A 26,095-nucleotide genomic window follows, 5' to 3' on the forward strand; every position below is an offset into this window, starting at 1 on the left:
CTTGCAAAAAGAGGTGTGCCAGCGTGGAAGAGCTTGACGTTCTCGAAGAAAAACCGCTTCGCCGCCCGGACTGGCTGAAAATCCAGTTGAAGACCGGGCCGAACTTTACCGAACTCAAAGAGCTGATGCGGGGTCAAACGCTCCACACCGTTTGTGAAGAAGCTCGTTGCCCGAACATCTACGAATGCTGGGAGAACCGCACGGCGACGTTCATGATCCTCGGCGACATCTGCACGCGTGCTTGCGGCTTCTGCGCGGTCAAAACCGGCCTTCCGACCGAACTTGACCTCGCCGAACCGGAGCGCGTTGCCGAATCGGTTGACACGATGGGTCTGCGTCATGCGGTTGTCACCGCTGTAGCTCGCGACGATCTCAAAGACCACGGTGCCGCCGTGTTCGCAGAGACGGTCCGTGCGATCCGCCGCCGCCGACCGCAGTGTACCGTTGAAGTGTTGCCGTCCGACATGGGCGGTAACATGGAAGCGTTGCATGCGCTGCTCGACGCCGAGCCGGATATCTTCAACCACAACATCGAGACGGTACGCCGCTTGACGTCGAAAGTCCGCGCCAAAGCGACGTACGACCGGACGCTCGAAGTGCTTCAGCGCTCCAAAGCGTACAAACCGCACATCCCGACGAAGTCGAGCTTGATGCTCGGCCACGGCGAGACATGGGACGAGATCATCCAAGTCATGGACGATCTGCGCGCTGTTGATTGTGACATCATGACGATGGGCCAATACCTCCAACCGACCAAGAAACATCTCCCGGTCCGCAAGTTCTGGACGCCGGAAGAGTTTGCCCAGTTGAAGGAAGAGGCGTTGAAGCGCGGTTTCAAGCACGTCGAATCCGGCCCGCTCGTGCGCAGTTCCTACCATGCTCACGAACAAGCACAGTCGGCTGAACAACAGATCAAACAAGCGAAGTAAGTCAAAAGAATCACAGCGAGGCTTTGGCCTCTGCTGTGATTTTTTTCAGGAGGCAGAGCGATGAGACCGCAATGTGACATCTATGACCTTCATCGGGTGGAGTACGGACAAGCGTTCGACCTGCAAAAAAGCGCCGTGCGCCGCATGTTGAGGGGAGAACTCGGCAACACCGTCCTGCTGCTTGAGCATCCGCCCGTCTACACGATCGGACGGGCTGGAGGAGGAGAAAACGTCCTGATCGGAGAGCAGGAGCGAGAAAAACTCGGCATCGCCCTGTTCGACGTCGACCGTGGGGGAGACGTGACCTACCACGGGCCGGGTCAGTTGGTCGGTTATCCGATTCTGCATCTGCGCGATTGGAAAAACGACGTGCGCGAATACCTGCGCTTGTTGGAGGAAGTCATCATCCGCCTGCTTGCGGGTTTCGGCATCGAAGCGGGCCGCAAGGAAGGGATGACCGGCGCGTGGGTTGGCAACGAAAAAATCTGCGCCATCGGCGTGAAAGCAAACCGCGACACGGCAAACCAAGGTTACATCTCTTCACACGGCTTTGCGTTGAACGTCGACCCGGATCTATCGCACTTCGGCCACATCGTTCCCTGCGGCATCACCGAGTTCGGCGTGACGTCGCTTCGTAAAGTGCTGGGACGCCCGGTGGAGATGGAGGACGTGAAACAACGTTGGCAATCCGCTTTCACCGAAGTTTTTGAGATCGACTTGAAGATGGGCACGGCAACGGTCGACGAACTCAGCACCCGCTGGGGCGAAGTCCTCTAAGCAGGAGAACACTACGCAGGAGCGGCGAGACCGATACTGCTGGTACTGCAAGGGCCCGTTTTCGCGGGTCCTTTTTTTAATGGAGAGGGCTGACGTTTTTTTGTATGAGTATTCATTCAGTATTGCGTCTTGTAATCGCTTTCGTATGGTATAATAAGGCGGTGTGACCACTGTCCTCATTTTTTACTTCCTCTAGGAGGGTTTTTCATGTCTGATTTCAAGACCCAGTATGACGCTTGGCAAGCCAAAGCGGACAAAAGTTCGTCCCGTTTCCCGGAACGCAAGGAGGAGTTTACCACTACCTCTGAAAACCCGGTGAAGCGCCTGTATACACCTCAAGACGTGCAAGGCGACTACATGGACAAGTTGGGCTTCCCGGGCGAGTATCCGTTCACTCGCGGCGTGCAACCGACGATGTATCGCTCTCGCTTCTGGACGATGCGCCAGTATTCGGGCTTCGGTTCTGCCGAAGAAACCAACCAACGCTTCAAGTACTTACTCGAAAACGGCCAAACCGGCCTCTCCACTGCATTCGACCTGCCGACGCAAATCGGCTATGACTCCGATGATATGATGGCCAAGGGTGAGGTCGGCAAAGTCGGCGTCGCCATTTCGTCGCTCGCCGATATGGAGCGTTTGCTTGACGGCATCGCGTTGGACAAAGTCTCCACCTCGATGACGATCAACGCTCCGGCGTCCGTCCTGCTCGCGATGTACATCGCCGTCGCAGAGAAAAACGGCGTCCCCGCAGACAAGATCTCCGGCACGATCCAAAATGACATTCTCAAGGAATACGTTGCACGCGGTACGTACATCTACCCGCCGGCCGCTTCCATGCGTTTGATCACCGACATTTTTGAATATTGCTCCGAACATGTGCCGAACTGGAACACGATTTCCATCTCCGGCTACCACATTCGCGAAGCAGGTTCCACGGCTGTACAGGAAGTGGCGTTCACGCTCTCCAACGCCATCGCATACGTCGATGCAGCGGTCAAAAAAGGCCTCGACGTCGACAAGTTTGCTCCGCGTCTGTCGTTCTTCTTCAACGCGCACAACAACTTCTTGGAAGAGATCGCGAAATTCCGCGCCGCTCGCCGTATGTGGGCCCACATCATGAAGGAGCGCTTCGGCGCCAAAGATCCGAAGTCTTGGCAACTGCGCTTCCACACCCAAACCGGCGGCTCCACGCTCACCGCTCAACAACCGGACAACAACATCGTCCGCGTGACCCTGCAAGCACTGGCAGCCGTTCTCGGCGGTACGCAGTCTCTGCACACCAACTCCAAGGACGAAGCGCTCGCGCTCCCGACCGAAGAGTCGGCACGCATCGCGTTGCGCACCCAGCAGATCATCGCCAATGAATCGGGCGTCGCAGATACGGTCGACCCGTTGGCAGGTTCCTTCTATGTAGAAGCTCTGACCGACCAAGTGGAACGTGATGCGCTGGCCTACATCGCGAAAATTGACGAAATGGGCGGCGCTGTCAAAGCGATTGAGCAAGGCTACATGCAACGCGAGATCCAGAACGCTTCGTACCAAACCCAGATGGCGATCGAAGACGGTTCCGAAGTCGTCGTCGGCGTCAACAAGTTCCGCATCGAGAACGAACCGAAGCCGGAACTGATGAAGCTCAACCCGGAACTCGAACGCACCCAGTCTGCCCAATTGTCCGAACTGCGCAATACCCGCGACAACGAAGGAGTTCAAGCGGCTTTGGACGCGCTGCGTCAAGCTGCATCCGGCACCGACAACCTCATGCCGCACATCGTGCATGCCGTGAAAGTCTACGCGACGCTCGGTGAGATTTGCAACGTGATGCGTGACGTGTTCGGCGAATACCAACCGGCTCAATGGTAATGGAGAAGGAGGAGCACCCCAATGTCTGAAGCAAAAATTCGCGTCCTCGTCGCGAAACCGGGTCTTGATGGTCATGACCGCGGCGCACTCGTCGTCGCAAAGGCCCTGCGCGACGCGGGTATGGAAGTTATCTACACCGGCCTGCGCCAAACTCCGCAACAGATCGTGGCAACGGCGATCCAAGAGGACGTCGATGCAGTCGGCCTGTCCTCGCTGTCCGGGGCGCACATGCATCTGTTCCCGGAAGTGGTTCGCCTCTTGAACGAACAAGGCGCGGGTGACATCCTCGTCGTCGGCGGCGGCGTCATCCCGGACGAAGACATCCCGCAACTCAAGGAAGCCGGCATCGCAGAAGTGTTCACGCCGGGCTCCTCGCTCAGCGTCATGGCCGATTACATCCGTGACAGCGTGCAAAGCAAGAGGGGGTAACAGCATGGCCGTTAACGCATATAAAATCGACCATGTCGCCATCGCCGTCCACTCGATTGAAGAGACGTTGCCGGTCTACACGGGCGGCATCGGACTGAAATTCCTGCACGAAGAAGTCGTCGAGGACCAGATGGCGCGTCTGGCATTCATCGAGGTGGGGGAGAGCTTGATCGAACTGCTCGAGCCGACCTGCCCGGAGTCTCCGATCGCCAAGTTCTTGGAGAAAAAGGGACCTGGTATCCATCACATCGCCTATGCGGTTCCCGATGTCGTGGAAGCGCTCGCCTCCGCCAAAGAAGCCGGGTATCGCCTGATCGACGAAGTGCCGCGCAAGGGCGGGCACGGGAAAATGATCGCGTTCCTGCATCCCAAGGATACCCACGGCGTCCTGACCGAGTTCTGCCAGCGTATCGAAGACTAGAACTCCCGTAGTAGAGAGAAGTGGAGGGGACTCTTTTGGAAAAAAAGATCATGGAACTTCATGACCGTCGCCGCAAGATCGAACTCGGCGGCGGTGACAAGCGAATCGCCGCTCAACATGCCAAGGGCAAGTACACCGCTCGCGAACGCATCGAGATGTTGCTCGACCCCGGCACGTTCCGCGAACTCAACCCGTTCATCGAACATCGCGCCACCCATTTCGGCATGGACAAAGCCGAAGCACCGGGTGAGGGCGTTGTCACCGGCTGGGGGAAAGTCAACGGTCGCATCATCTACGTGTTTGCCCAAGACTTCACCGTGTTCGGCGGTGCGCTTGGCGAGATGCACGCGCTGAAAATTACCAAATGCATGGACCTCGCTGCGAAAAACGGCGCTCCGGTCATCGGCCTGAACGATTCCGGCGGCGCACGCATCCAAGAGGGTGTCGCTTCTCTGGATGGCTATGGTCAAATCTTCTACCGCAACGCGATCTACTCCGGCGTCATCCCGCAGATTTCCGTGATCATGGGCCCGTGTGCCGGCGGTGCTGTGTATTCCCCGGCGATCACCGACTTTATTTTCATGGTCGAAGGCAACTCGCAGATGTTCATCACCGGCCCGAAAGTCATCGAGACGGTCACCGGCGAGAAAATCACCGCAGAGAACCTTGGCGGCGCACGCGTCCAAGAATCGATCTCCGGCGTCACGCACTTCAGCAACAAAACCGAAGAGGACGTCTTGAACGACGTTCGTCGTCTGCTCTCGTTCCTCCCGCAGAACAACATGGAAGAGCCGCCGCGCGTCTACAACAAGCCGGATAACGGTTGGAACGACGAACTCGTAACCGTCGTGCCGGTCGAACCGACCAAAGCGTACGACGTGCGCGAAGTCATCCACCGCGTCGTCGACGACGGGGACTTCATGGAAGTGCAGAAAAACTTCGCGAAAAACGCCGTGGTCGGCTTCGCTCGCATCGAAGGCCACCCGATCGGCATCGTCGCCAACCAGCCGAAGTTCATGGCGGGCGGTCTCGACATCGATTCCTCCGACAAAATCGCCCGCTTCATCCGTTTCTGCGACTGCTTCAACATCCCGCTGGTCACGTTCGAAGACGTCACCGGTTTTATCCCGGGCGTTATGCAGGAACACCGCGGCATCATCCGACACGGCGCCAAGATGCTCTACGCGTACTCCGAAGCAACCGTGCCGAAGATTACGATCATCTTGCGCAAAGCGTTCGGGGGCGCGTTCGTCGCGATGAACTCCAAATCGATCGGCGCAGACCTCGTCTATTCGTGGCCGACCGGCGAAGTTGCCGTCATGGGCGCAGAGGGTGCAGCCAACATCGTGTTTGCCAAGGAAATCTCCGATTCCGAAGACCCGAACGCAACGCGTGCAGCCAAGATCGCCGAGTACAAGGAGAAATTCTCCAACCCGTACGTCGCCGCGTCTCTCGGCATGATCGACGATGTCATCGACCCGCGCGAAACGCGTCAGAAGCTCAAGGAAGGGTTGGAAATTTTGCGCACCAAGCGTGAAACCCGCCCGCCGAAAAAACACGGCAACATCCCGCTGTAGGAGGTCTCTCCATGAGTAGCGAACGATTTGACGTGACGTTCATCCGAGGGCCGCGCGATGTCTCGCCGTGGAAACAAGCGGCACGCCGCCTGAACCTTTTGACGAACAGCCCGCAGAACGACGAAGACGCTCTGCGCGCTCGCTCCGCCTACAACGAAAAACGCGACGGATTCCGCCTGGAGCAGTACCCGAACGCGATCTACCAAGAGAAAGGACGAGAACGCAGATGTACCAAGTGAATCGTGAACGTCTGATCCAAACCTTCCTGGAGTTGGTGCAAATCAACTCCCTGTCCCGTGATGAACGCAACGTTGCAGACCGCCTGACCCGCGAACTCCAAGAACTTGGAGTCGAAGTGGTCGAGGACAGCGCAGGGGAAAAAGTCGGCGGCAACGCCGGCAACCTGATCTGCACGTTGAAAGGGGACGAGTCCAAACCGACCATCCTCTTCACCTGCCACATGGACACCGTAGCCCCGGGCCTGAACATCAAACCGCAACTGCTCGAAGACCGCATCACCTCGGACGGCACCACGATCCTCGGCGCCGATGACAAAGCGGGCGTTTCCGGCATTCTGGAAATGGTGCGCACGTTGAAGGAGCAAAACCTCCAACACGGCACCATCGTGCTGTTTCTGACGATGGGCGAAGAGACCGGCTTGCTCGGCTCTCGTCATGCGGATTGGGAGAAACTCCCGAAAGTCGACATGGGCTTCGCGTTCGACTCCAACGGACCGATCGGCAAAGTCGTCACCCAATCTCCGGCACAAGCACGCCTTGAAGTTACCGTTCACGGCAAACTCGCACATGCGGGCGTCAACCCGGAAGCGGGCATCAACGCGATCAACGTGGCAGCATTGGCGATCTCGCGCATGAAACTGGGTCGCATCAACGAGCGCACCACCGCGAACATCGGCAACCTGCACGGCGGGGACGCGACCAACGTCGTCTGTGACAAAGTCACCATCGCGGCGGAAGCTCGTTCCTTGGTACTCGACGAGCTCGACGAGCAAGTCAAGCACATGGTCGACACGTTCCACGCAGCCGCAGAGGAATTCAAGACCACGTGCGACATCTCCGTGCAACGCATGTACTCCAACCTCAACCATGACGTCGAGGCTGAAGTGGTGCAAACGGCATTCAAAGCGGTTCGTTCGCTTGGCTTTGAACCGACCACGATGGCTTCCGGCGGCGGTTCTGACGCGAACATCTTGAACGGTCAAGGCATTCCGACCGTCAACATCGCCATCGGCTATGAAAAAATCCACACGGTCGAAGAGTTCATTCGCCTCAACGACCTCGAAAACGGCGCACGCCTGCTCGTCGCGATGACGCAAGCTGTGCTCTAATACGCCTTCCGAAAAGCAACCACCCCATCCGTGAACGAATGGGGTGGTTTTTTCATGTACACTAAACAGGTAAACGGACTAGTTGTGTCAAACAAATAGAATTACAACAAGAGTGGAATGGGGTTGAAGGGAAAACAACATGAAACTGCGCACAAATACTTTAGGCATGTTGCTGGTTATGGCTTTGGTCCCGATGGTCGTCATGGGCGGTGTCAGCAACTACATCTCGATGAAGGGATACACCAAATTGCAAGACGCAGCGGTGCAATCTGCGGAGAAGAAAATATCGGAAAGCATCGAATCGGAAAAACGCACCGCCACGTTGATCGCCGGACTGGCCGCACGAGACCCCCAAATCGACAAAGCGTTAACCGACAAAGACCACACCGCGCTTTCCATCGGGTTGGATACCTTGTTCAAAACGCTGAAACCGCAGGGCGTCACGCTGATGGAAGTCGGGGACTCGATGGGGGTCGTCCAGTACCGGGCGCACGATCCGGGCCACTATGGGGACGACAAGTACAAAACCGCTTCGGTTTCCATGGCCCTGAGCCTGCACCATGCGGTCGGTGACATCGAGACGGGATTGTCCGGATTGGCCATGCGCGGCGTCGCACCAATTATGGACGACAGCGGCATCGTACACGGAACTGTGACAGCCGGGTTCAACATGGATCAGAAATTCGCCGACAGCATGAAAAATATCATCGGTGGCGACATCACCGTCTATTACGGAGACGCCCACGAGATGATCACGTCGACGCTCGGGGAGCAGGAAGCACCGCTGACCGATCCTGACATCGTCAGCGTCGTCTACGACCAGCAATCGCTCTATCGCACGACGAACACCGTGAAGGGCCTTTCTTATGACTTCATCTACGTGCCGCTTACCGACTACGATCATAACAACACGCTGGGTGTCGTCCGCATCGGCATCTCCCGGGAAGAGATCCTCGCGTCGGAACGAAACCTGATGTATGATTCTGTGGGTCTTGCCCTGCTCGTCATCTTGCTCGCGCTGCTCGTCGGCACGAAAAACTCCAACTCCATCGTCCGTCCGATGGTCGCCGTGATGGAAGGGCTGCAAGAGGCCTCGAACGGTCGCTTGCGTGAGATCCAGCCGATCAAATCGGCGGGCGAGTTGAAGCAGTTGCAAGACTTCTACAACGTGATGATCGCCAACATCCGCGGACTGCTTCAGAAAGCAGCGGGGACAGCTACACAAGTTGCCGATCTCTCCGAACACCTCTACGTGGGGGCTCAAGAAGCGACGCAAGCCGCGGGACAAGTTTCTGCCGCCATCGAAGATGTGGCACGCGGCACCGAATCGCAGAACGACGCGCTTCAGCGAGGCAACGACCGCTTGACCGTCGTCGTGCGCTCCCTCGAAGAGATCGCGAGCCGGGCGAACGGCTTGCGTGAGATGGCAGTCGTTGTGGACGAAGCGTCCCACGTGGGACGCTCCACGATGCAACGCACGCGCGAAGAGATGGATTCCATCAAGTCGCATGTCGAACTCACAGCGTCGACGATGAACGCTTTGGGCGAGCAGTCGCAGAAGATCGGGCACATCTCGGAGTTGATCTCGGGCATCGCCTCGCAAACCAACTTGCTTGCGCTCAACGCCGCCATCGAAGCGGCACGCGCCGGTGAACACGGGCGCGGATTTGCGGTCGTCGCCGACGAAGTTCGCAAATTGGCGGAGCAGTCCGGCAACGCAGCGGATGAAATCGCCCAACTGATCGTCCTCATTCGGGAGCAAGTGCAAGCGAGCATCGCCGGCATGCAGGAGGGCATCTCTGCTGTCCAATCGGGCAGTACGGCAGTCGAAGAAGCGGAGCACGCGTTCCGGATGGTCGGAGATCGACTGGACGGCGTCACGTCCGGCATCGCAGACGTGCATGCCTTGACCGAGGAAGCCTCCGTGCAATCCAACGGAGTCGAGCACGAGTTCCATGAAATCGCCTCCGTTGCCGAAGAGTCGGCCGCTTCTTCACAGGAAGTCGCTTCAGCCGTCGAAGAGCAAAGTGCGACCATCGGGTCGCTGTCTCAATCGATGGAAGACCTTAAACGACTTGCCGATGATTTGAAGCAAGCTGTCGATCAATTTCAATTCGAGTAAGTAAACCGCATGAAGACCAGTTGAAGCTCTGCTTCTTCGGGTCTTTTTTTGTTAAAAGTCTGTCTAATCAAAAGGAATCCGACAAGATTCGTCAAATCTGTACAATAGGAAGTTACGGGGTAAAGGGGAGCGACACCATGAAATTACGTACCCAAACGGTGGGCCTGTTGTTGAGTCTGGCACTCGTGCCGATGATGGCGATGGGAGTAGTCAGCAATACCGTGTCGATGCGTGCGCTGTCCGACTTGCAGGCAACGTCTGTCCAAGCCGCACAGAACACCGTCGTGCAAGCGATTCAATCGCAAGAGCAGAACGCCACGGCGCTTGCCATCCAAGCGTCGCGCGACCCGCAGATCAATGCGGCCTTGCAGACACAGGACCGCAAGAAATTGTCGGAGTTGATTGATCCGGTCTACCAAGACCTGAAAACACAAGAACTTTCCGTCCTCGAGATCGGCAATTCGATGGGGACTGTCATCTATCGGGCATACGACCCGGAAAAGTTCGGGGATAGCAAGTCTGCCAATCCGATGATCTCGCTTGCGATCTCGTCGGGCAAGACGATCGCTGCCGTCGAAGAAGACAACGATCGCCTCTCCGTGCGCAGTGTCGCCCCGATCAAGGCCGGCAACATCGTCAAAGGCACGATCTCCTACGGCTACGCAACCGATGACAAACTCGTCCAACGTCTCAAGGGCATCGTCAACGGCGAAGTGAGCGTGTACAGCGCCGCCACGAAAAAAATGCTCGTTTCCACCATCCAAGGGGAGCAAGACACGATGAGCGGTGACGCGTTGCTGGCAAGCGTCATCGACAAACAGCAAGCGTTTCAGACCACGGGCGATGTCAACGGCGCGCCGTTCGATTTCGTCTACGTTCCGCTCACCGACTATGACAAAAACGTCACGCTCGCCGTCATGCGCGTCTCGATGTCGAGAGAGGCGATTGTGAGCGCCCAACATAAGATCCTCACGTACAGCATCGCGCTGGCGGTTCTGACGATCTTGCTCTCCGTCTTCATCGCCGTGCGCAGTTCCAACCGCATCGTGCGTCCCATGACGGCGGTGATGGACGGCTTGTCGGAAGCGGCAAACGGTCGCTTGCGTCAGGTGAAAAAAGTCAAAGCTTCTGGAGAACTTCAACAGTTGCTTTCCCACTACGATCTCATGATTCGCAACATTCGCGATCTCATGATGGTTGCGGGACAGAGTGCGGCGCAGGCGTCGGAGCTGTCCGAGCAGATTCACAGCGGCACCCAAGAAGCGACGGCGGCCGCCGAGCAAGTCACCCGCTCCGTGGATGAAGTAGCGTCGGGCAGCGAACGCCAGAATCAGTCGCTGCAACGCGCCAACGACGAGATGAGCAACATCGTGCACGACTTGGAGAGCATCGCGGCTTCCACCAAGGAACTGAGCGACCTCGCCCTTGACGTAGACGTTGCTTCGAACGCCGGCCGCAAGACCCTGCAACGCACACGCGAAGAAATGAACCAGATCCACCGCCATGTCCAACACACCTCGGAAACGATGAACATCTTGGGCGAACAGTCGGAGCGAATCGGTTCCATCGTCGACGTGATCGGTGCGATTGCCGGACAGACCAATCTCTTGGCACTCAACGCCGCCATCGAAGCTGCACGAGCCGGGGAACAGGGACGGGGCTTCTCCGTCGTCGCCGACGAAGTGCGCAAACTCGCCGAGCAATCGGAGCTGGCGGCACGTGAAATCGCCGAGCTCGTTCTGGGCATTCGCGAGCAAGTAGAAGCGAGCATCGCCGGCATGCAACAGGGCTTGCAAGCGGTGATCGGCGGCGAGCGGGCGATGGTCGAAACCGAGCAGGCGTTTGGCATCGTCGGAGAGCGTCTGCTCGGTGTGACGAGCGGAGTGGCAGGGGTCTACGAACTGACGAAGACCGCCTCGCTGCACTCCAAGATCGTCGAGCAGGAGTTCCATTCCATCGCCCACGTCTCCGAAACGACCGTCGCTTCCACCGAGGAAGTCGCGGCCGCCATCGAAGAACAGAGCGCGATGATGATCTCTCTGGCGCAATCAATGGAAGAACTGCGTCGTCTCTCTGAAACCCTCAACGGAGCGGTCGGACGATTTGAATGCAACGAGTAATGGATCATTAAAAAAGAAAGCGGCACTCTCATGAGACGAGAGTGCCGCTTTTTCTATTTTTCAAAAAAAGACTTTATTTCGCCCGCCGAAAAGAATATAGTAAGGATACCGACAAATTCGTGAAGTTTTTGAAGCGATTGAAAAAAGTTTAAGAGAAGGAGTGACCCCAACAATGGAATCATCCTCATCATGGAAACGCACCGTCTGGATTCTTTGGTTCGGCTCGTTGCTCACCAATGCAAGTTACACCATGGTCGTGCCGTTCCTGCCGCTGTACCTGATCCAAGAGCTCGGGGTTGCCAAAAGTGACGCCAACTGGTGGTCGGGGATCATCTTCTCGGTTTCCTTCCTCGTCGGTGGAATCATGGCGCCGTACTGGGGCGCACTTGCCGACAAGCACGGCAAGAAAAAAATGATCTTGCGCGCCGGATTCTCGCTGTTCTTCGTCTACTCGCTCGGTGCGTTTGTCCATTCCCCGTGGGAATTGCTCGGCGTGCGCGTCTTGCACGGCCTGGTGGCAGGCTTCGTGCCCGCCTCGATGGCCATCGTCGCCTCGACCACTCCGGAGAAGCACATGGGCTGGAGTCTCGGTCTCATGCAGACCGCGGGTGCTACGGGCGGCATCCTCGGCCCGCTGATGGGCGGAGTTTTGTCGGAGATCTTCGGCATGCGGATGTCGTTCATCGCCTCCGGGGTCTCCGTTTTGCTCGCCACCTTGCTCGTCCTGAAATTCGTCCACGAGACGCCGGTCGCCCCGGCCAAGGAGCGCTCCCGCATCCGCGACGACGTCAAAGTCGCGTGGAACAACCGCCCGATGCTGCGGGCGCTGTCGATCTTGATCGTTTTCCAAACCGCATTGGCGATCTTGCAACCGGTCCTGACGCTGTACGTGGCCGATCTGCAAGGCAGCCTGGACGGTTCTGTACTCTCCTCAGGCCTGATCTTCTCGCTCTCCGGCATCGCGATGATCATCGCGGCTCCGTACTGGGGACGCTGGGGGCAGAAGCAGGGCTTCCGCAGCACGTTGCTGATCGCGTTGCTCGGAGCGGGCGTGCTGACCATCGCACAAGTCCTGCCTGACAACTTGCTGACGTTTAGTATCAACCGTTTTGCCATCGGGTTGTTCATGGCGGGGATCTTGCCCGCATGCAACGCCATCGTCGTGGAGAACACATCGGCTGACTTCCGGGGTCGTGCGTTTGGCTTGACGACGTCCGCCAACCAATTCGGCGCGATGATCGGCCCGCTGATCGGCGGCTTCATGAGCGGCTTCGTCTCGATACCGTTCGTGTTCGTGATCACCGGACTGCTGCTGCTCGTAAACGCCGGCAACGTCATGCTCTGGCCGCGTCAATCGGTCGTCAAACCGCAAACCGCCAAAAGCGCATAACCTCACGTTCAGCAAAAAAAAGGGAGCCCTTCACGTGGAAGGACTCCCTTTGATTGTGTAAAGGTGGAGCATGGAGGTCTACAGTTGCGAGTCGATTTGATCCAACACGGGATGTGAGATCACCGCACCGTTCAGTTCATAGACGAGCACCGTGTCGGCCGCCGGCACTGTTTCCTCGACATAGTGCTGGTTGGGGCAGGCGCGGTATCGACTTCCGAAACCGGTATCCGAGGGTATGGTGATCAGTTTGTCGTTGCAATACGGGCAACGTCCGGTCAACGGTTTCCAAAAGCGGTTCCATGCGTTCATCTGTTATCACCATATTCCCTATCATTATACTTGGATTATACGGCGGCGAATCCTCCCGCGCAAGTGCAACTTTTGTGGTATCATAAAAATATAGAAATTGACCGTTGTCAAGGCGTACAGGGGAGGCATAAACGTGACGGCTGCAGATGTTGCAGTATACGTGATCATAGGCTTGATCGGTTCCTTTTGCTCCGGCCTACTAGGCGTTGGCGGGGCGATTGTTACATACCCGCTTCTCTTTTTTGTTCCCCCATTGTTTGGGGCGTATGCGATGACGCCCAATGAAATTTCGGCGGTGACGATGTTTCAAGTGTTTGCGTCCAGCGGGATCGGGATGTTGATGTACCGCAAATCTCCGTGGTTGAACCGAAGCGTCGTACTGACGATTGGCGGAGGGATGACCGGAGGGAGTTTGATCGGCAGTTTGTTGTCCGGTTTCATGCCGGGGCAAGTCATTCACATCCTGTACGGTTGCATGGCACTGCTCGCCGTCGTGCTGATGTTGAAAAAACGACAAGGCGGAACGCTTGAGAGTGCAGAGCCGCCGGCGCACATCGAATTCAAGCGGTCGCTTGCGATCACGCTTGCCGTCGCCGTCGGGTTGCTCTCCGGCATCGTCGGAGCGGGTGGGTCGTTCCTGCTGATTCCGATCATGCTCGGCATTTTGAAACTGCCGACCCGAACGGCGATCGCTTCGTCCTTGATCGTTGTGTTTCTCTCCTCGATTGGCGGTGTGATCGGCAAGTCGGCGGGGGGACATGTCCACATCGCGCTGACGGCGATGATCGTCGCGGCGAGTCTGTTCGGCTCCACGTTCGGGGCGCGGATCGGGCAACGTATGAACGTGCAGGTGCTTCGTTTGGTTTTGGTCGCGATCATTTTCGTCTCTGCGCTGAACATCTGGGGCGAGTTGATCTACAAGTGGATCGAAACCTAAGACCGAAGATATGAAAAAAGTCCACGGGGACCGCTGCCCCGTGGACTTTTTTTTACAAGACGATCCCGCGATGGTTGAGCGTTTCGAGGATCAGGGAGTGTGTGCCGAGCAGTTCCTTAAAAGCGACTTCAAACGATTGCGTGGTGGCAAGCGAATCGCAGAGCTCTTGGGTCGCTTGTTCAAGTTCGTGCAGACGGTTGTGGCTGCGGTAGGAGGAGATGGCGAGTCGCAGTGATTCGATGCCTTGCGTGTGGCGGTTGTTGGCAAGGTGCAGGGTGGCAAACAGACGGTGCAGATCGCCCGTCTCCGGTTGGTCTGCCGGAAGCATCTCTTGGGCGCGAAGGGCCACTTGCTCGGCGAGCGGGTAGTTGAACGATTCAAGCGCCATCTTGCCCAAGGCAATCAGCGTGGTGCTTTCTGCCACTTCATCGCCTTCTCGCTCGTATTCGTCGGCGACTTCTTCGAGGACGGCCATTGCAGCGCTGAGCGACCCGGTTTCTCCTTGGAGGATCGCGTGTTGACGGCGAACTTCCAAGAGCGAATGTTGGAAGCGCATCGTTTTGTAGAGGGTGATCGCTTGTTCCAAATGGTGAATCGCTTTGCTGTGCTGTTCGAGGCGGCGGTAAGAATCGCCGAGACGACGATGCAGTTCTGCCATCTCGCGGATATGGCCGGAGTCGCAGTAGCGGGTGACGAGGTCTTCGTAAATTTCCACCGCGTCTTGAATTTTGCCGGAATCGAAGTGCGCCGAAGCGATGCGGGTCAACAGTTCGACTTCGAGCGCCGGGTCGGGGCAATCGGTGCGATGGAGTTCGTCGAGGCCGTGCAACCAATTGTGCAGAGCCACGGGCAAATTGCGTTTCTCATAGGCGATGTGGCCGAGCATGAGCAGCGACTGCACAGTCGCATCGACATGGCCCTCCACTTGAGCGAGTTCCATCGCTTGTTGGAAATTCAATTCGGAAGCATGCAGTTTGCCTTCGTGAAACTGGCAGGTGCCGAGCGCTTGGAGCAGGTCGATCTGCGGAATGTTGCCTTCGCCGGCGTGGTCGGCTACGCTTTCCAAAAGCGGTAGGGCGGCGCGGTATTCTTTGGAAGCCATCATCGTTTGCGCCATTTTAAAGGTGCTCATATGTTCAAGGTCAAGGTCTACATTGACCAGCAGCTTGTCCAACGTGACATCTAATTTTTTGGCGATCTCGAACAAAATTTTATAACTGGGTCTTGCACGGTCCGATTCAATTTGCGAAATCATGCTCGGCGTACAGAGATCCTTGGCAAGATCAATTTGGGTCATCGATTTTTTTAGGCGCATCTCTCGAATGCGGGTTCCCAAGCTTAACATATGTGATATCTCCTTTTTTCAAGACAATCGTATTTTGTGAAATCACTCTAATACTAAATATGATAATATTCACTTTGAAGAAAGGGAAGGTCTGAGAGAAAGGTAGAGAAACATTCCGCCTTTTTCGAAAGTTTTCTAGTTGATGAGAAAAATATTCCTGAAAGCAGGAATTATGTTTAGGTGATCAAAACTATGGTATCATTCTAAAGTGCAGATAATTCAATTCGAGGTGATTCACCATGACACTGGCGATCGACGAACGAAATCGCCTCATAGGCGAAAACCTTCGCAAATATAGGTTGCTTAAAGGGTTAACCCAAGATGAACTGGCTGAAGGACTTTGTAGTGTCAGCCAGTTGAGCAAAGTGGAAAATGGGAAGACCTATTTGAAGCGAACGATCTTAAAAGAGATGTCCAACCGCTTGGGAGTCACCGTCGAACGGATCGAATCACAAGACGCGCTGTTGGAAGAATTGAGCGAGACGTTGCAGTTGGCCAAAGACTCTCGAACGGCCGGCAACATCGAGCGAGCGTTGGAGTATGTGGTGCTCGTGGTGGAACAGTCGCGGGCGTTTGAGTATCCGTCGTTGTTGCTGGAAAGCTTGCAAATTCAATGTTCGTTGCTCAATCAGATCAACGAAACGGAGAAAGTTATCCAGATTGTGCAGGGAGTCTTCGAAGAAAACTTGCCGATGACGGCGGAAGACCGGTTGTTTTTCCATTTGGAATATGGGATTGCATATGAATACAGCGGTCACCAAGTTGCGGCATACGATGCGTATTGCCGCGCCGATCAGGAAATTGACAATCTGCAAAGCAACTTTGAAACCCGTTTTCGCGTCTACTACTCTCTGGCGCGCATTCATTTCAGTATGAACAACCACCGCACCGCCCTGCGTTATTTTGAGAAGGCGGAGCTGATGGCGACCGAGATCAACCGACACTTGTGGCGGATTCGTTCTACTTATATGAAAGCGACCGTCATGAGGCTGCTTGGCAACTTCGAGCAGGCGGAGGAGATCTTCACGGGAACGCTCAAGGAAGCGACCGACAATCAATACCTGATCGACGTGGGGATTATCAACAACAACATGGGCTGTATGTACCTGGAGCGCGAAGAGTACGGACAAGCGTTCTCCCATTTAAATCGTGCCGTCAAAGTCTATGAGATTCTGGAGAACCACAAATTCCTGTGCGAAACGCTGCTCTATCTGGCGGAACTCAAGTTTCGAACGGGTGAATATACCCGGACGATCGCGTATGTGGAGCAGGCTTTGGAAGTTTCCGAACGCGCCGCGAAGCAGACGTACCAAGAGCGCGCCAAGGCGAATCGCATCTTGGGTTGGGTTAAAAGGGAGCAAGGGGACTTTGAAGCCTACGTTACACAGTTGGAAAAAGCTCTAAACATTTACGACGACAATCACGTGGTCTTCGAAGCGTATGAAGTTGCCAAAGAATTGGCAGAAGAATTCTATAAAAAAAGTGATTCTAGGGCTGTTGAAATCTATCGAAAAGCTGTACAATACAATGAGAAAGCACTAGAATTCGGCAAGAGGAGGTGACGGGATTCATGAAAAAATTCGTAGCTTTGGCACTGGTGGCTGCACTGGCATTCGTCTCCATCGTTTCCACAGTTGAGCAAAAGGAAGCCAACCAAATGCCTCCTTACAACCTGGTAGGTACGACGACGACTAAATAAATAGAACGTATCTGGAAAGAGCTCGCCGTCAAAACCGGGGAGCTTTTTTGTGTTTTACAGGATTTAGGAAACATATGTATGGGTAAGAGAGAGGGGGAGCCTTATGCATTGGTTCTATTGGGCCGCCGGGATCATGCTCGCGTTCGTCGCGTTGATCGCGTATTTCATCTATACGCCGTCCATGCAACGCGCCGAAGTGTCCAGCGGCTTCTCGATCCAAGACCTCGTCGGCAAGATCGGCGTTGTCACTGTGACCATTCCGGTCAAGGGCGGCTATGGCGAAGTGTTGATTCGCGTGGGTGCGAGCAACACCAACCAAATCGCCGGCAGTTTTTCGGGCGACCCGATTCCGGAAGGCACACGCGTCGTGATCGTCCGTGCGGCTCAGCACACGATCTACGTCTCACCGTTCGAATAAGAAAGGGGTTGTCGCTCACATGCCACCGATCTATGTCACTCTCCCCGCCGTTTTTCTCGGAGTCTTATTGATTCTCGCCCTTGCATTCTGGGCTCGATATCGCACCGTCGGCCCGGAGTCGGCGATGATCGTCACGGGCAGTTTCCTCGGGCACAAAAACGTCAACGTCGACGAATCGGGCCGCAAGATCAAGATCGTGCGCGGCGGCGGTGCGTTCATCGTGCCGATTTTTCAAAAAGCGGAGTTGCTCTCCTTGCTCTCTCATAAACTTCACGTCTCCACGCAGGAAGTGTACACCGGGCAGGGCGTGCCGATCATGGCGGACGGTGTGGCGATCATCAAAGTCGGCGGCACGGTCGAGGACGTCGCCACGGCGGCGGAGCAGTTCATGGGCAAGGATGAAAAAGCGGTCGATGCCGAAGCGCAAGAAGTGCTGGAAGGCCATCTGCGGGCGATCTTGGGCGCGATGACCGTCGAGGAAGTGTACCGCAACCGCGAGAAGTTCGCCCAAGAAGTGCAGTCGGTCGCCGCCAAAGATTTGCGAAAAATGGGCTTGCAGATCGTCTCGTTCACCATCCGGGACGTGCGGGACAAAAACGGCTACCTCGAAGCGCTCGGGAAACCGCGTATCGCCGCAGTCAAGCGGGACGCCGACATCGCAGAGGCGGAAGCGTTCCGCGATGCCCGCATTCAGAAAGCGAAGGCGCACGAAGAAGCCCAGCGTGCCGAACTTTTGCGCGACACGAACGTCGCCGAAGCGGAGAAAGACAAGGAACTGAAAGTGGCATCCTTCAAACGGGAGCAAGACATGGCGCGTGCCGAAGCGGACCAAGCGTACGCCGTGCAAGAAGCGCGGGCGAAGCAGCAGGTCGTGGAAGAGCAGATGCAGATCGAACTGGTGCGCAAGGACCGCACGATCGAGTTGGAAGAAAAGGAGATCGTGCGTCGCGAGAAGCAATACGACGCCGAGGTCAAGAAAAAAGCGGACGCCGACCGCTACGCCGTCGAACAAGCGGCCGAAGCGGACAAAGCCCGCCGCATGCGTGAAGCGGACGCCCAGCAATACAAGATCGAAGCGGAAGCCAAAGCGCATGCCGAACAGAAGCGATTGGAAGGCTTGGCGATTGCCGATGCAGAACGGGCAAAAGGGACAGCCGAAGCGGATGTCATCCGCCTGCGAGGTCTTGCCGAAGCGCAAGCCAAGGAGAAACTCGCCGAAGCGTTCCAGAAGTTCGGTGAAGCGGCGGTCTTAGACATCATCGTCAAGATGCTCCCGGAACTGGCAGGTCGAATCGCACAGCCGATCTCGCAGATCGACAAACTGACCGTCGTGGACACCGGTAACGGAGCCGGCGCCACCCGCGTCTCCAACTACGTCACAGAACTGATGGCCACCGCCCCCGAAATGCTAAAAAGCGTCTCCGGCCTCGACGTTGAAGCCCTGATCAAAGGGCTCACCCAACGCAAAACCAAAGTGGAATAAAAAAAGCCCGCCGTCTCCCTGCGAGACGGCGGGCTTTATTACAGACCGTATTGCGTCAGCAACTTCTCCGCAACCGACCCCTCATCAGCCGTTGCAATCTCCACCAAGTCACCGAGGGAATTTGCAAAACTTTCGCTCACCTTCACCAATCGCTTCAATTTCACATCATGCCGATACAAGTTCCCTGACGTATGGTACACGATCCATTGCGCTTCATCGACCACCACGAACACCAACGCATCTCGATACGGTTGATCCAAATCGTCCAGCCGGTGCAACGCGGGCAGGTAAAACTCACGCCCGTTGACGTCGAACTTCCATTCATTCGGGCCGATTTCCTTGTAAAAAGCCGCCAACTCCTCCGGCAGCGTCGGCAACGGACCTTGGAATTCAATCGCCAGTTGTTTGCGGAAGTGGCCCGGATCGTACTTGCGCAACAACTTGTTCAGCAGTTCATCGTAATTCGGCGTGTTGGGGTTCGTGGTGGTCGTGGACATGAAGCTCCTCCTCCGTGCAGGTGTTTGTCTTAGAATGCCCGATTCCAGCGCATACTAGTTCAGGTACACCAACCATTTTTCGGCAAAGGAGTGAGTCGGGTGGAACTGAATGAAAAACGAGTCGTCGATACCTTTCTGGAGCTCGTGAAGATCGACACCCCTTCGTATTTCGAGCGGCCGATGGCCGATCATCTTTTGAAAACATTGAAAGAACTCGGCCTGGAGGTCACAGAGGACGATGCGGGCAACAAAGTCATGCAAGGATTGGGCAAGGAAACTCGCGAACTGCTCAAGCACGAGAAACAGACCGGCAACTTGATCGCCACGCTCAAAGGCACCGTCCAAGGCGCGCCAAAACTCCTGTTCACCGCCCACATGGACACCGTCGTCGCCGCACCGGGCATCAAACCGCAGATTGAGGGCGACGTCATCCGCACAGACGGCAAGACCATCCTCGGTGCCGACGATCGCGCCGGGATTGCTGCCATCCTCGAAGCGATTCGCTTCCTCAAGGAAAACAACATCGAACACGGCGACCTGCAATTCGCCTTCACCATCGCCGAAGAGACCGGCCTCTACGGATCGCTCTACCTCGATATGAAAAAAATCAACGCCGACTTCGCGTTCGTCATGGATTCCGGCGGACCGCCCGACTCGATTATCGTCTCGTCCCCGACGGAGGTGGACTTTACCGTGCTCATCTACGGCAAAGCGGCACACTCCGGCGTCAACCCGGAGGACGGCCTGAACGCGATCTCCGTCGCCGCCGATGCGATTTCCAAACTCAAACTCGGACGCATCGACGAAGAAACCACGATCAACATCGGCATCATCCAAGGCGGGGAAAAAACCAACATCGTCTGTGACCGCTGCGAAATTCTCGGCGAAGTCCGCAGCCGCAACGAGCAGAAACTCAGCGAGCAGATCGCAAAAGTTCACTCCGCCTTCCAGATGGCCGGCGAAAAGTGGAGTGCGAAAGTGGACATTCGCGAGGAAAAAATCTACTCCGGCTTCAACTTGAGCGCAGAGGACGAAGTGGTGCGCCTCGCGATGGAAGGCCTGCGCAAAGTCGGCATCGAACCGAAACTGGCTCCGCGCGGCGGAGGCTCCGACACGAACAACCTCAACACCAAGGGCATCCCCGCCGTCAACCTCGGCGTCGGCGCCAACAAGGACCACACGGTCGAAGAAAACCTGCGCATCAAAGACCTGACCGACGCCACCCGTCTCGTCGTCGGCATCATCCAAACAGCGGCGGAACGTGCGGGGGTAGAAGCCAAATGATGCGAAGCTTGGAGCGCGGCACCGTTTCTGCGGTGCTGGAAGGAGAATTGCTGGTCGAAGTCAACGGGGAACTCGAGCGGGCGATGATCGAACCGTCGCTCGCCCAAACGGTCGAGGTCGGGGACACCGTCCTCCTGAACACAACGGGAGTTCGCTTGCGTCTGGGCACGGGCGGCGTTCATTTCGTGGTCTCCATCGAGGGAAAAAGCCCGTCGACTCTTTCCGGCGACGGGCACATCATCAAACTCCGCTACACTCCGCAACAAATGGCGGTCCACGCCGTCGAAGAGCAAAGCCATCCGATGCACGCCGTGATGACAGAGGCAGAAACTCTCGACGGAACCCCCGTCATCATCTGCGAACTTCACAGCATGATCCCCGCCGTGGCGATGTCGTTTCACCACGAGATGTCAAATGGTGGGGGAGAAAACGAAGGGGAAGAAATCGAGGACACAGCTCAGCCCCGCGTCGTCTACGTCATGACCGACGGCGGAGCGCTTCCGATGCACTTCTCCAAAACCATCGCAACGCTCAAAAAACTCGGCCTGCTCACCGCCACCGTTACCGTGGGCCATGCGTACGGCGGTGATTTGGAAGCGGTCAATCTCTACAGCGGCCTGCTCGCGGCCAAACACGTTTTGCAAGCGGACATCATCCTCTGCGGCATGGGCCCCGGCATCGTCGGAACGGGTACACGCTATGGGCACACCGGCATCGAAGTCGGGCAGGCTGTCAACGCCGTGCATGTGCTGGAGGGCGAAGCGATCGTCGTCCCGCGCTTGTCTTTTGCAGACAAACGCGAACGCCACCAAGGTCTCTCGCATCACACCTTGACCGCCCTCGGCCGCGTGGCTCTTGCCTCGGCTACCGTGCCGCTCCCCAACCTCGACGATGCCCAAGCGACCGCCGTCTGGAAGCAGATCACGCAGTCGGGTCTGCATCTGCGTCACCGACTCGTCGGACTCTCCGGACGTTCCATACTGGACGCATCACAGCGTTTTCCAGTACCATTAAGAACGATGGGTCGGACGCTTTCGGACGATCCGGCTTTTTTCCTCGCTGCAGGTGCGGCGGGAGAGTGGGCCGCAAGACAAAAAAAACGCCCGCAGAAGAAGCGTGCGCTTCTTAGCGGGTCGTCGAAGTCGAATTCGCATTCCGTTCCAAAAATTGTTGAAGCGTAAGGTTGCTGCCTGCGTACTGGCGGAGCAGGGCGCGGACTTGCCACGCTTTGCCCGCGATGCGCAGGCTGTTTTCCGTGAGTTGCGTTTTCAACATTGAGAATCCCTCCCGGCTTGTCCGTATCAGATGTTCAAGTCTATGACGGGAGGGGCTCCGTTTATTCCGGAGGAGGAGAAAAAAGCAATGACGCAAAACGTAGACCACTTGATTGAAAAACAGCTGAACTCGGAGACGATCTACGAAGGCAAATTCATCACTTTGACCGTCCAGACGGTCGAACTGCCCAACGGCAAACAAGCCACACGCGAAGTCATCCAGCATCCGGGTGCAGTTACGGTGCTCGCCATCACGGCGGAGGACAAGATCCTGCTCGTCAATCAATTTCGCAAAGCGACCAACCGCACGCTGTTGGAAACGCCGGCAGGGAAGTTGGAGCCGGGCGAAGATCCGTTGACTTCGGCGAAGCGCGAGTTGGAGGAAGAGACCGGCTACCAAGCGGCCCAGTGGAAACACTTGAGCTCGTTTTACACCTCGCCCGGATTTGCGGACGAACTGATGCATTCCTACGTCGCGACCGATTTGACGCTTTTGAAGCAGAATCTTGATGAGGACGAATTCCTCGACGTTCTGCACGTCACGGCAGACGAGGCGGAAGCGATGGTCCTCGACGGCCGCATCGCAGACGCCAAGACGGTCGCACTCGTCTACTGGTGGTTGCGGGAACGTCAACGTGAAGGGAAGTAAGACGTATGGCGGATGAGCTCCGCGAGTTTTTTCTCGACCTACATATTCACATCGGGCGCACGAGAGATCATCGGCCGGTGAAGATTACGGCAGGGCGCGACCTGACGTTTTTTGAAATCATTCGGGAGGCGGGCGAGCGCAAGGGCATCGAGATCATCGGCATCATCGACGCCGTTTCGCCGCCTGTGCTCGATGAGATTCAAGATTTCGTTCGCGACGGCGTGATGCGCGAATTGCCGGGCGGGGGCTATGATTACGAAGGCAAGACCACGCTCCTGCTCGGAGCCGAAGTTGAAACCTCCGGCCCGAACGGCGGAGCGGCACACTTTGGCGTCTGGATGCGCGACATCGCGACGATGCGCGAGTTTTCAGATTGGCTCGGGGAGCGCGTCACCAACCGCGTTTTGAGCTCCCAGCGGGCACGATGCACCTCGTTTGAATTGCAGCAGAAATGCACGGAGCTTGGCGGGATGTTCATCATCAACCACGCCTTCACCCCGCACAAAAGCGTGCTCGGCAACTGCGTCTCGCGAATTTCCGAGATGGTCGAGCTTGAACATCTGACCGCGCTGGAACTGGGGCTCTCGTCAGACTCCGACCTCGCGGATCTTTTTTCCGAGCATGAGAACGTGACGTTCGTATCGAACTCCGACGCCCACTCGCTGGCGAAGATTGGGCGCGAGTACAACCGTGTGCGGGTGGCTGAGCCGAGCTTTGACGAGGTAAAAAAGGCGCTGCTCCGCCAAGACGGGCGCGCCGTCACCGCCAACTTCGGGCTGGAACCGAAACTCGGCAAGTACCACCGCACGTTTTGTGCCGCTTGCGACGAAGTGCTGGATACGGCGAGCATCGAACACCTGAACTGCCCGGCATGCGGCTCGAAAAAAATCGTGCGCGGTGTCCATGACCGCATCCTCTCGATTGCGGACCGTCCGGAACCTGTCCATCCGCCGCATCGACCTCCCTACTTCTATCAAATCCCGTTGGAATTCATCCCGAAAGTCGGCAAGAAGACGATCGACAAACTGCTGAACCACTTCGGCACGGAGATGAACGTCCTGCACCGCGCCACCGAGGAGCAAATCGCCGACGTCGTCGGCGCCAAGATCGCCCACGACATCGCCCGTGCCAGACGGGGCGAACTGCCGATCTCCGTCGGCGGCGGGGGAATCTACGGCAAAATATTAAATTCATAGACTCGTCCCTCCCGTCATAGGCTGTACTAACAGTCACGACAAAGGGAGGACAACACGATGAGTCAAGTCAAACTCAACGTCTCACGATATCTGCGGGATCACAGTTCCACGCTCGTTTTCGTCACCGTGCTTTTTTTCATCGGCGTCATTTTCGGATCGATTGTCGTAAGTGCGCTGTCACCTGATCAAGCGACGTCGCTCAACGACGCCTTGCAAGGGTTTTTCAAAGCGCTGAACCTCGATTCGACCAACACGACACCCTCGGAGATCACGTGGCATTCGGTGGCGAGCTTTTTGAAAACAACGGGGCTGATGTGGATTCTCGGCCTGTCGATCATCGGGCTGCCGGTCATCGTCGTTTTGATTTTCATGAAGGGCTTCGTCATCGGCTTTACGGTCGGCGTCATCGTCTCGCAATTTCACGCCAAGGGCGTGGCGTTCGCATTGGCGGCGATCTTGCCGCAGAACTTGATCTACATCCCGGCGTTGCTCATCTGCGGGGTGGCGGGGATTTCGTTCTCGCTGAGCCTCGTGCGCAACCGCTTCACAGGCTCCCAACCGCGCACGGTGGGCACGACGGTCGGAACGGGTTCGATGCTCTACCGGAGTTTTCTGAGCTACACGGGGCTTGTGACCTGCATCGCCGTCGCGATGGTTCTGGCAGCGTTTGTAGAAGGCTACGTATCCCCGGCGCTGATGCGCGCCGTGATCCCGCAACTCTAAGTTAGGAGATGCAACCTCGATGTCCCGCAAGTTTACCGTCATCAACGAATCGTTTACCTGCGAGCAGTGCGGCTCGAACGTCGAGCCGTTGGCGCAAGGCTCCTGCCGCAACCACTGCCCGGTTTGTTTTTATTCGAAGCACCTCGACATCAACCCGGGCGACCGCGCCGCCAATTGCGGCGGTCTGCTGGAGCCCGTCGGAATCGAAGACCACAAGAAAAAAGGCTACATGATCGTCCACCGCTGCCAAACTTGCGGCCACACCGGCAAAAACAAATTGGCCCTCGACGATCCGAACCAACCGGACTCGTTCGACCGGATGCTTGAGATTATGAAAAAGCAAAACTCGTAAACCCAGTAGTCGCTGCTTGTCGGAATCGTCTATACTATGGACGTATCCGGAAGGGGCGATTTTTTTCTATGGCCAAAAAACGCGCACTGTCCGAGCGCGAATTGGAAATCCAACGCGTCGCCGCCACAGGCAACGCCGGTGAATTGGCGGTGCTCTTGAACAGCGGCTTCCACCACGGGAAAAACGGAGCACCGCAAGCGGAGAAAATGCTCGCGGCGAAGACGATTTGGGAGACATTTGGGACACACTCCACAGGGGAGACGTGCGAGGAGGTTCTCTCCATCACCCGCGACCTCGCATCTTCTTACTCTCCCTCCGCCCGCCAAGTGGCTTGTGCGCTGCTCCAAGAACTTTGGCTTCGCGACGAAACGCTTACACCGTTGCTGATCGAACTTACGCTCGACGAGGACTGGGAAGTTCGCGAGTGGGCGGCGGGGGCGTATACGGCGAAGATGCGGCATGAGTTTCCGACGAACATGCCGTTTTTTCACGAACTGATTGAAAAATACCCGCACGAATCGGTCTTGCGGCAAACGGCGTTGGGAATCAAACAGACCGCCCAAGCCCGCATCCCGGACAGCGTCGACCACCTGCTCAACCTGACCGACAAATTGATGACCTCCGAATCGGAGTATGTCCGCAAAAACCTCGGTCCGTTTGCCATCGGAGACGGTCTCCTGCGCCTCTACCCGGACCAAACGATCTCGTTTCTGAAAAAAGCGGCCCGGCACACCGCGTGGCCCGCCCGCTGGAATGCGGTCATGTCCTTCAGTGCCGCGCAGGGGGCCAAGCATCCCGACCTCGCCTTCGAACTTCTCACGCGCTTGCAACACGACCCGCAACAAGAAGTGCAGCGCGCCGTGCGCACGACCGCCAAGAATCTTGCCAAACGATTGCCGAATGATAATCGGTTTGTTTCTTTTTTCGTTCGGATGTAGAAATTGTGATTTCATAAG

General features: G+C 56.6%; 27 protein-coding genes. 23 read left to right on the forward strand and 4 right to left on the reverse strand.

The window, feature by feature from the left end; translation table 11 throughout:
- Nucleotides 1–23 precede the first annotated feature (23 nt).
- The 11 genes from lipA (at nucleotide 24) to JJB07_RS12905 (ending at nucleotide 12,973) form a co-directional block, all read left to right on the forward strand.
- Nucleotides 24–929, forward strand: a complete 906-nt coding sequence (gene lipA / locus JJB07_RS12855) for a lipoyl synthase (RefSeq protein WP_201635629.1) — start codon at nucleotides 24–26, stop codon at nucleotides 927–929.
- A gap of 60 nt (nucleotides 930–989) precedes the next feature.
- Nucleotides 990–1,706, forward strand: coding sequence for a lipoyl(octanoyl) transferase LipB (lipB, locus tag JJB07_RS12860; protein WP_201635632.1), 717 nt, complete (start codon nucleotides 990–992; stop codon nucleotides 1,704–1,706).
- A gap of 207 nt (nucleotides 1,707–1,913) precedes the next feature.
- Nucleotides 1,914–3,566, forward strand: a complete 1,653-nt coding sequence (locus tag JJB07_RS12865; protein WP_201635634.1) for an acyl-CoA mutase large subunit family protein — start codon at nucleotides 1,914–1,916, stop codon at nucleotides 3,564–3,566.
- Between the two features lie 21 nt (nucleotides 3,567–3,587).
- Nucleotides 3,588–3,995 (forward strand): cobalamin B12-binding domain-containing protein, encoded by a 408-nt coding sequence (locus tag JJB07_RS12870; protein ID WP_201635636.1) that lies wholly within the window; start codon nucleotides 3,588–3,590, stop codon nucleotides 3,993–3,995.
- 4 nt (nucleotides 3,996–3,999) lie between these two features.
- The gene (mce, locus tag JJB07_RS12875) at nucleotides 4,000–4,416 is read left to right on the forward strand and encodes a methylmalonyl-CoA epimerase (RefSeq protein WP_201635638.1); all 417 of its coding nucleotides are present in this window, start codon (nucleotides 4,000–4,002) and stop codon (nucleotides 4,414–4,416) included.
- 50 nt (nucleotides 4,417–4,466) lie between these two features.
- Entirely contained in the window at nucleotides 4,467–5,993 is a 1,527-nt protein-coding gene (locus JJB07_RS12880) for an acyl-CoA carboxylase subunit beta (protein ID WP_201636505.1), read from the forward strand.
- A gap of 11 nt (nucleotides 5,994–6,004) precedes the next feature.
- Nucleotides 6,005–6,232 carry a hypothetical protein gene (locus JJB07_RS12885; RefSeq protein WP_201635640.1) on the forward strand — a complete coding sequence of 76 codons (228 nt, stop codon included), beginning with the start codon at nucleotides 6,005–6,007 and terminating at the stop codon, nucleotides 6,230–6,232.
- Nucleotides 6,220–7,341, forward strand: coding sequence for a M20/M25/M40 family metallo-hydrolase (locus JJB07_RS12890; RefSeq protein ID WP_201635642.1), 1,122 nt, complete (start codon nucleotides 6,220–6,222; stop codon nucleotides 7,339–7,341). Before JJB07_RS12885 ends, JJB07_RS12890 begins: the two co-directional genes overlap by 13 nt.
- Before the next feature lie 139 nt (nucleotides 7,342–7,480).
- Nucleotides 7,481–9,463, forward strand: a complete 1,983-nt coding sequence (locus tag JJB07_RS12895) for a methyl-accepting chemotaxis protein (protein WP_201635644.1) — start codon at nucleotides 7,481–7,483, stop codon at nucleotides 9,461–9,463.
- 137 nt (nucleotides 9,464–9,600) lie between these two features.
- On the forward strand, nucleotides 9,601–11,583 hold the full coding sequence (locus tag JJB07_RS12900; RefSeq protein ID WP_201635646.1) for a methyl-accepting chemotaxis protein: 1,983 nt from the start codon (nucleotides 9,601–9,603) through the stop codon (nucleotides 11,581–11,583).
- 172 nt (nucleotides 11,584–11,755) lie between these two features.
- Nucleotides 11,756–12,973, forward strand: a complete 1,218-nt coding sequence (locus JJB07_RS12905) for an MFS transporter (protein WP_201635648.1) — start codon at nucleotides 11,756–11,758, stop codon at nucleotides 12,971–12,973.
- Nucleotides 12,974–13,051: 78 nt separating this feature from the next.
- Here JJB07_RS12905 and JJB07_RS12910 read toward each other — a convergent pair whose 3' ends face one another.
- Nucleotides 13,052–13,282 (reverse strand): hypothetical protein, encoded by a 231-nt coding sequence (locus JJB07_RS12910; RefSeq protein ID WP_201635650.1) that lies wholly within the window; start codon nucleotides 13,280–13,282, stop codon nucleotides 13,052–13,054.
- A gap of 133 nt (nucleotides 13,283–13,415) precedes the next feature.
- Here JJB07_RS12910 and JJB07_RS12915 point away from each other — a divergent pair, with 133 nt between their 5' ends.
- Nucleotides 13,416–14,219, forward strand: coding sequence for a TSUP family transporter (locus tag JJB07_RS12915; RefSeq protein WP_201635652.1), 804 nt, complete (start codon nucleotides 13,416–13,418; stop codon nucleotides 14,217–14,219).
- Between the two features lie 52 nt (nucleotides 14,220–14,271).
- On the opposite strand, the gene JJB07_RS12920 is transcribed toward JJB07_RS12915, so the two are convergent.
- Nucleotides 14,272–15,564 carry a helix-turn-helix domain-containing protein gene (locus JJB07_RS12920; protein ID WP_201635654.1) on the reverse strand — a complete coding sequence of 431 codons (1,293 nt, stop codon included), beginning with the start codon at nucleotides 15,562–15,564 and terminating at the stop codon, nucleotides 14,272–14,274.
- Between the two features lie 239 nt (nucleotides 15,565–15,803).
- On the opposite strand from JJB07_RS12920, the gene JJB07_RS12925 reads away from it, so the two are divergent.
- The 4 genes from JJB07_RS12925 to floT all read left to right on the forward strand — a co-directional run bounded on the left by JJB07_RS12925 (nucleotide 15,804) and on the right by floT (nucleotide 19,164).
- Entirely contained in the window at nucleotides 15,804–17,126 is a 1,323-nt protein-coding gene (locus JJB07_RS12925; protein ID WP_201635656.1) for a helix-turn-helix domain-containing protein, read from the forward strand.
- Between the two features lie 8 nt (nucleotides 17,127–17,134).
- Complete coding sequence (locus JJB07_RS24245) at nucleotides 17,135–17,263, forward strand: hypothetical protein (protein ID WP_283809125.1); 129 nt, start codon at nucleotides 17,135–17,137, stop codon at nucleotides 17,261–17,263.
- A 103-nt stretch (nucleotides 17,264–17,366) separates the two neighbouring features.
- Entirely contained in the window at nucleotides 17,367–17,681 is a 315-nt protein-coding gene (locus JJB07_RS12930; protein ID WP_201635658.1) for an NfeD family protein, read from the forward strand.
- A gap of 19 nt (nucleotides 17,682–17,700) precedes the next feature.
- Nucleotides 17,701–19,164 carry a flotillin lipid rafts scaffold protein FloT gene (floT, locus tag JJB07_RS12935; RefSeq protein ID WP_201635660.1) on the forward strand — a complete coding sequence of 488 codons (1,464 nt, stop codon included), beginning with the start codon at nucleotides 17,701–17,703 and terminating at the stop codon, nucleotides 19,162–19,164.
- Nucleotides 19,165–19,202: 38 nt separating this feature from the next.
- On the opposite strand, the gene JJB07_RS12940 is transcribed toward floT, so the two are convergent.
- Entirely contained in the window at nucleotides 19,203–19,661 is a 459-nt protein-coding gene (locus JJB07_RS12940) for a hypothetical protein (protein WP_201635662.1), read from the reverse strand.
- A gap of 99 nt (nucleotides 19,662–19,760) precedes the next feature.
- Here JJB07_RS12940 and JJB07_RS12945 point away from each other — a divergent pair, with 99 nt between their 5' ends.
- Nucleotides 19,761–20,945: a M20/M25/M40 family metallo-hydrolase gene (locus tag JJB07_RS12945; protein ID WP_201635664.1), complete on the forward strand. Its 1,185-nt coding sequence runs from the start codon at nucleotides 19,761–19,763 to the stop codon at nucleotides 20,943–20,945.
- A complete protein-coding gene (locus JJB07_RS12950; RefSeq protein ID WP_201635666.1) occupies nucleotides 20,942–22,126 on the forward strand; it encodes a DUF3866 family protein in 1,185 nt (394 codons plus the stop codon). The genes JJB07_RS12945 and JJB07_RS12950 overlap by 4 nt, the downstream gene beginning before the upstream one ends.
- On the opposite strand, the gene mciZ is transcribed toward JJB07_RS12950, so the two are convergent.
- Nucleotides 22,071–22,220: a Z-ring formation inhibitor MciZ gene (mciZ, locus tag JJB07_RS12955; protein ID WP_201635667.1), complete on the reverse strand. Its 150-nt coding sequence runs from the start codon at nucleotides 22,218–22,220 to the stop codon at nucleotides 22,071–22,073. The two genes, JJB07_RS12950 and mciZ, sit on opposite strands and share 56 nt — an antisense overlap.
- Before the next feature lie 87 nt (nucleotides 22,221–22,307).
- Between mciZ and JJB07_RS12960 the strand changes: the two genes are divergently transcribed.
- The 5 genes from JJB07_RS12960 to JJB07_RS12980 all read left to right on the forward strand — a co-directional run bounded on the left by JJB07_RS12960 (nucleotide 22,308) and on the right by JJB07_RS12980 (nucleotide 26,077).
- Nucleotides 22,308–22,868 (forward strand): NUDIX domain-containing protein, encoded by a 561-nt coding sequence (locus JJB07_RS12960; RefSeq protein ID WP_201635669.1) that lies wholly within the window; start codon nucleotides 22,308–22,310, stop codon nucleotides 22,866–22,868.
- A gap of 5 nt (nucleotides 22,869–22,873) precedes the next feature.
- Complete coding sequence (locus JJB07_RS12965; RefSeq protein WP_201635671.1) at nucleotides 22,874–24,064, forward strand: endonuclease Q family protein; 1,191 nt, start codon at nucleotides 22,874–22,876, stop codon at nucleotides 24,062–24,064.
- A gap of 57 nt (nucleotides 24,065–24,121) precedes the next feature.
- Entirely contained in the window at nucleotides 24,122–24,787 is a 666-nt protein-coding gene (spoIIM, locus tag JJB07_RS12970; RefSeq protein ID WP_201635673.1) for a stage II sporulation protein M, read from the forward strand.
- Nucleotides 24,788–24,806: 19 nt separating this feature from the next.
- The gene (locus JJB07_RS12975; RefSeq protein ID WP_201635675.1) at nucleotides 24,807–25,139 is read left to right on the forward strand and encodes an RNHCP domain-containing protein; all 333 of its coding nucleotides are present in this window, start codon (nucleotides 24,807–24,809) and stop codon (nucleotides 25,137–25,139) included.
- 68 nt (nucleotides 25,140–25,207) lie between these two features.
- Nucleotides 25,208–26,077, forward strand: coding sequence for a HEAT repeat domain-containing protein (locus JJB07_RS12980; protein ID WP_201635677.1), 870 nt, complete (start codon nucleotides 25,208–25,210; stop codon nucleotides 26,075–26,077).
- Nucleotides 26,078–26,095 lie beyond the last annotated feature (18 nt).

It is taken from the genome of Tumebacillus amylolyticus, from assembly GCF_016722965.1.
Lineage (GTDB): Bacteria > Bacillota > Bacilli > Tumebacillales > Tumebacillaceae > Tumebacillus > Tumebacillus amylolyticus.

What these genes read in the sequence shown, in the direction of transcription:
- lipB (WP_201635632.1), top strand. Translation starts at nt 990, where the DNA reads ATGAGACCGCAATGTGACATCTATGACCTTCATCGGGTGGAGTACGGA.
- JJB07_RS12865 (WP_201635634.1), top strand. Translation starts at nt 1,914, where the DNA reads ATGTCTGATTTCAAGACCCAGTATGACGCTTGGCAAGCCAAAGCGGAC.
- JJB07_RS12870 (WP_201635636.1), top strand. Translation starts at nt 3,588, where the DNA reads ATGTCTGAAGCAAAAATTCGCGTCCTCGTCGCGAAACCGGGTCTTGAT.
- mce (WP_201635638.1), top strand. Translation starts at nt 4,000, where the DNA reads ATGGCCGTTAACGCATATAAAATCGACCATGTCGCCATCGCCGTCCAC.
- JJB07_RS12880 (WP_201636505.1), top strand. Translation starts at nt 4,467, where the DNA reads ATGGAACTTCATGACCGTCGCCGCAAGATCGAACTCGGCGGCGGTGAC.
- JJB07_RS12885 (WP_201635640.1), top strand. Translation starts at nt 6,005, where the DNA reads ATGAGTAGCGAACGATTTGACGTGACGTTCATCCGAGGGCCGCGCGAT.
- JJB07_RS12890 (WP_201635642.1), top strand. Translation starts at nt 6,220, where the DNA reads ATGTACCAAGTGAATCGTGAACGTCTGATCCAAACCTTCCTGGAGTTG.
- JJB07_RS12895 (WP_201635644.1), top strand. Translation starts at nt 7,481, where the DNA reads ATGAAACTGCGCACAAATACTTTAGGCATGTTGCTGGTTATGGCTTTG.
- JJB07_RS12900 (WP_201635646.1), top strand. Translation starts at nt 9,601, where the DNA reads ATGAAATTACGTACCCAAACGGTGGGCCTGTTGTTGAGTCTGGCACTC.
- JJB07_RS12905 (WP_201635648.1), top strand. Translation starts at nt 11,756, where the DNA reads ATGGAATCATCCTCATCATGGAAACGCACCGTCTGGATTCTTTGGTTC.
- JJB07_RS12910 (WP_201635650.1), bottom strand. Translation starts at nt 13,282, where the DNA reads ATGAACGCATGGAACCGCTTTTGGAAACCGTTGACCGGACGTTGCCCG.
- JJB07_RS12920 (WP_201635654.1), bottom strand. Translation starts at nt 15,564, where the DNA reads ATGTTAAGCTTGGGAACCCGCATTCGAGAGATGCGCCTAAAAAAATCG.
- JJB07_RS12925 (WP_201635656.1), top strand. Translation starts at nt 15,804, where the DNA reads ATGACACTGGCGATCGACGAACGAAATCGCCTCATAGGCGAAAACCTT.
- JJB07_RS24245 (WP_283809125.1), top strand. Translation starts at nt 17,135, where the DNA reads ATGAAAAAATTCGTAGCTTTGGCACTGGTGGCTGCACTGGCATTCGTC.
- JJB07_RS12930 (WP_201635658.1), top strand. Translation starts at nt 17,367, where the DNA reads ATGCATTGGTTCTATTGGGCCGCCGGGATCATGCTCGCGTTCGTCGCG.
- floT (WP_201635660.1), top strand. Translation starts at nt 17,701, where the DNA reads ATGCCACCGATCTATGTCACTCTCCCCGCCGTTTTTCTCGGAGTCTTA.
- JJB07_RS12940 (WP_201635662.1), bottom strand. Translation starts at nt 19,661, where the DNA reads ATGTCCACGACCACCACGAACCCCAACACGCCGAATTACGATGAACTG.
- JJB07_RS12950 (WP_201635666.1), top strand. Translation starts at nt 20,942, where the DNA reads ATGATGCGAAGCTTGGAGCGCGGCACCGTTTCTGCGGTGCTGGAAGGA.
- mciZ (WP_201635667.1), bottom strand. Translation starts at nt 22,220, where the DNA reads ATGTTGAAAACGCAACTCACGGAAAACAGCCTGCGCATCGCGGGCAAA.
- JJB07_RS12960 (WP_201635669.1), top strand. Translation starts at nt 22,308, where the DNA reads ATGACGCAAAACGTAGACCACTTGATTGAAAAACAGCTGAACTCGGAG.
- JJB07_RS12965 (WP_201635671.1), top strand. Translation starts at nt 22,874, where the DNA reads ATGGCGGATGAGCTCCGCGAGTTTTTTCTCGACCTACATATTCACATC.
- spoIIM (WP_201635673.1), top strand. Translation starts at nt 24,122, where the DNA reads ATGAGTCAAGTCAAACTCAACGTCTCACGATATCTGCGGGATCACAGT.
- JJB07_RS12975 (WP_201635675.1), top strand. Translation starts at nt 24,807, where the DNA reads ATGTCCCGCAAGTTTACCGTCATCAACGAATCGTTTACCTGCGAGCAG.
- JJB07_RS12980 (WP_201635677.1), top strand. Translation starts at nt 25,208, where the DNA reads ATGGCCAAAAAACGCGCACTGTCCGAGCGCGAATTGGAAATCCAACGC.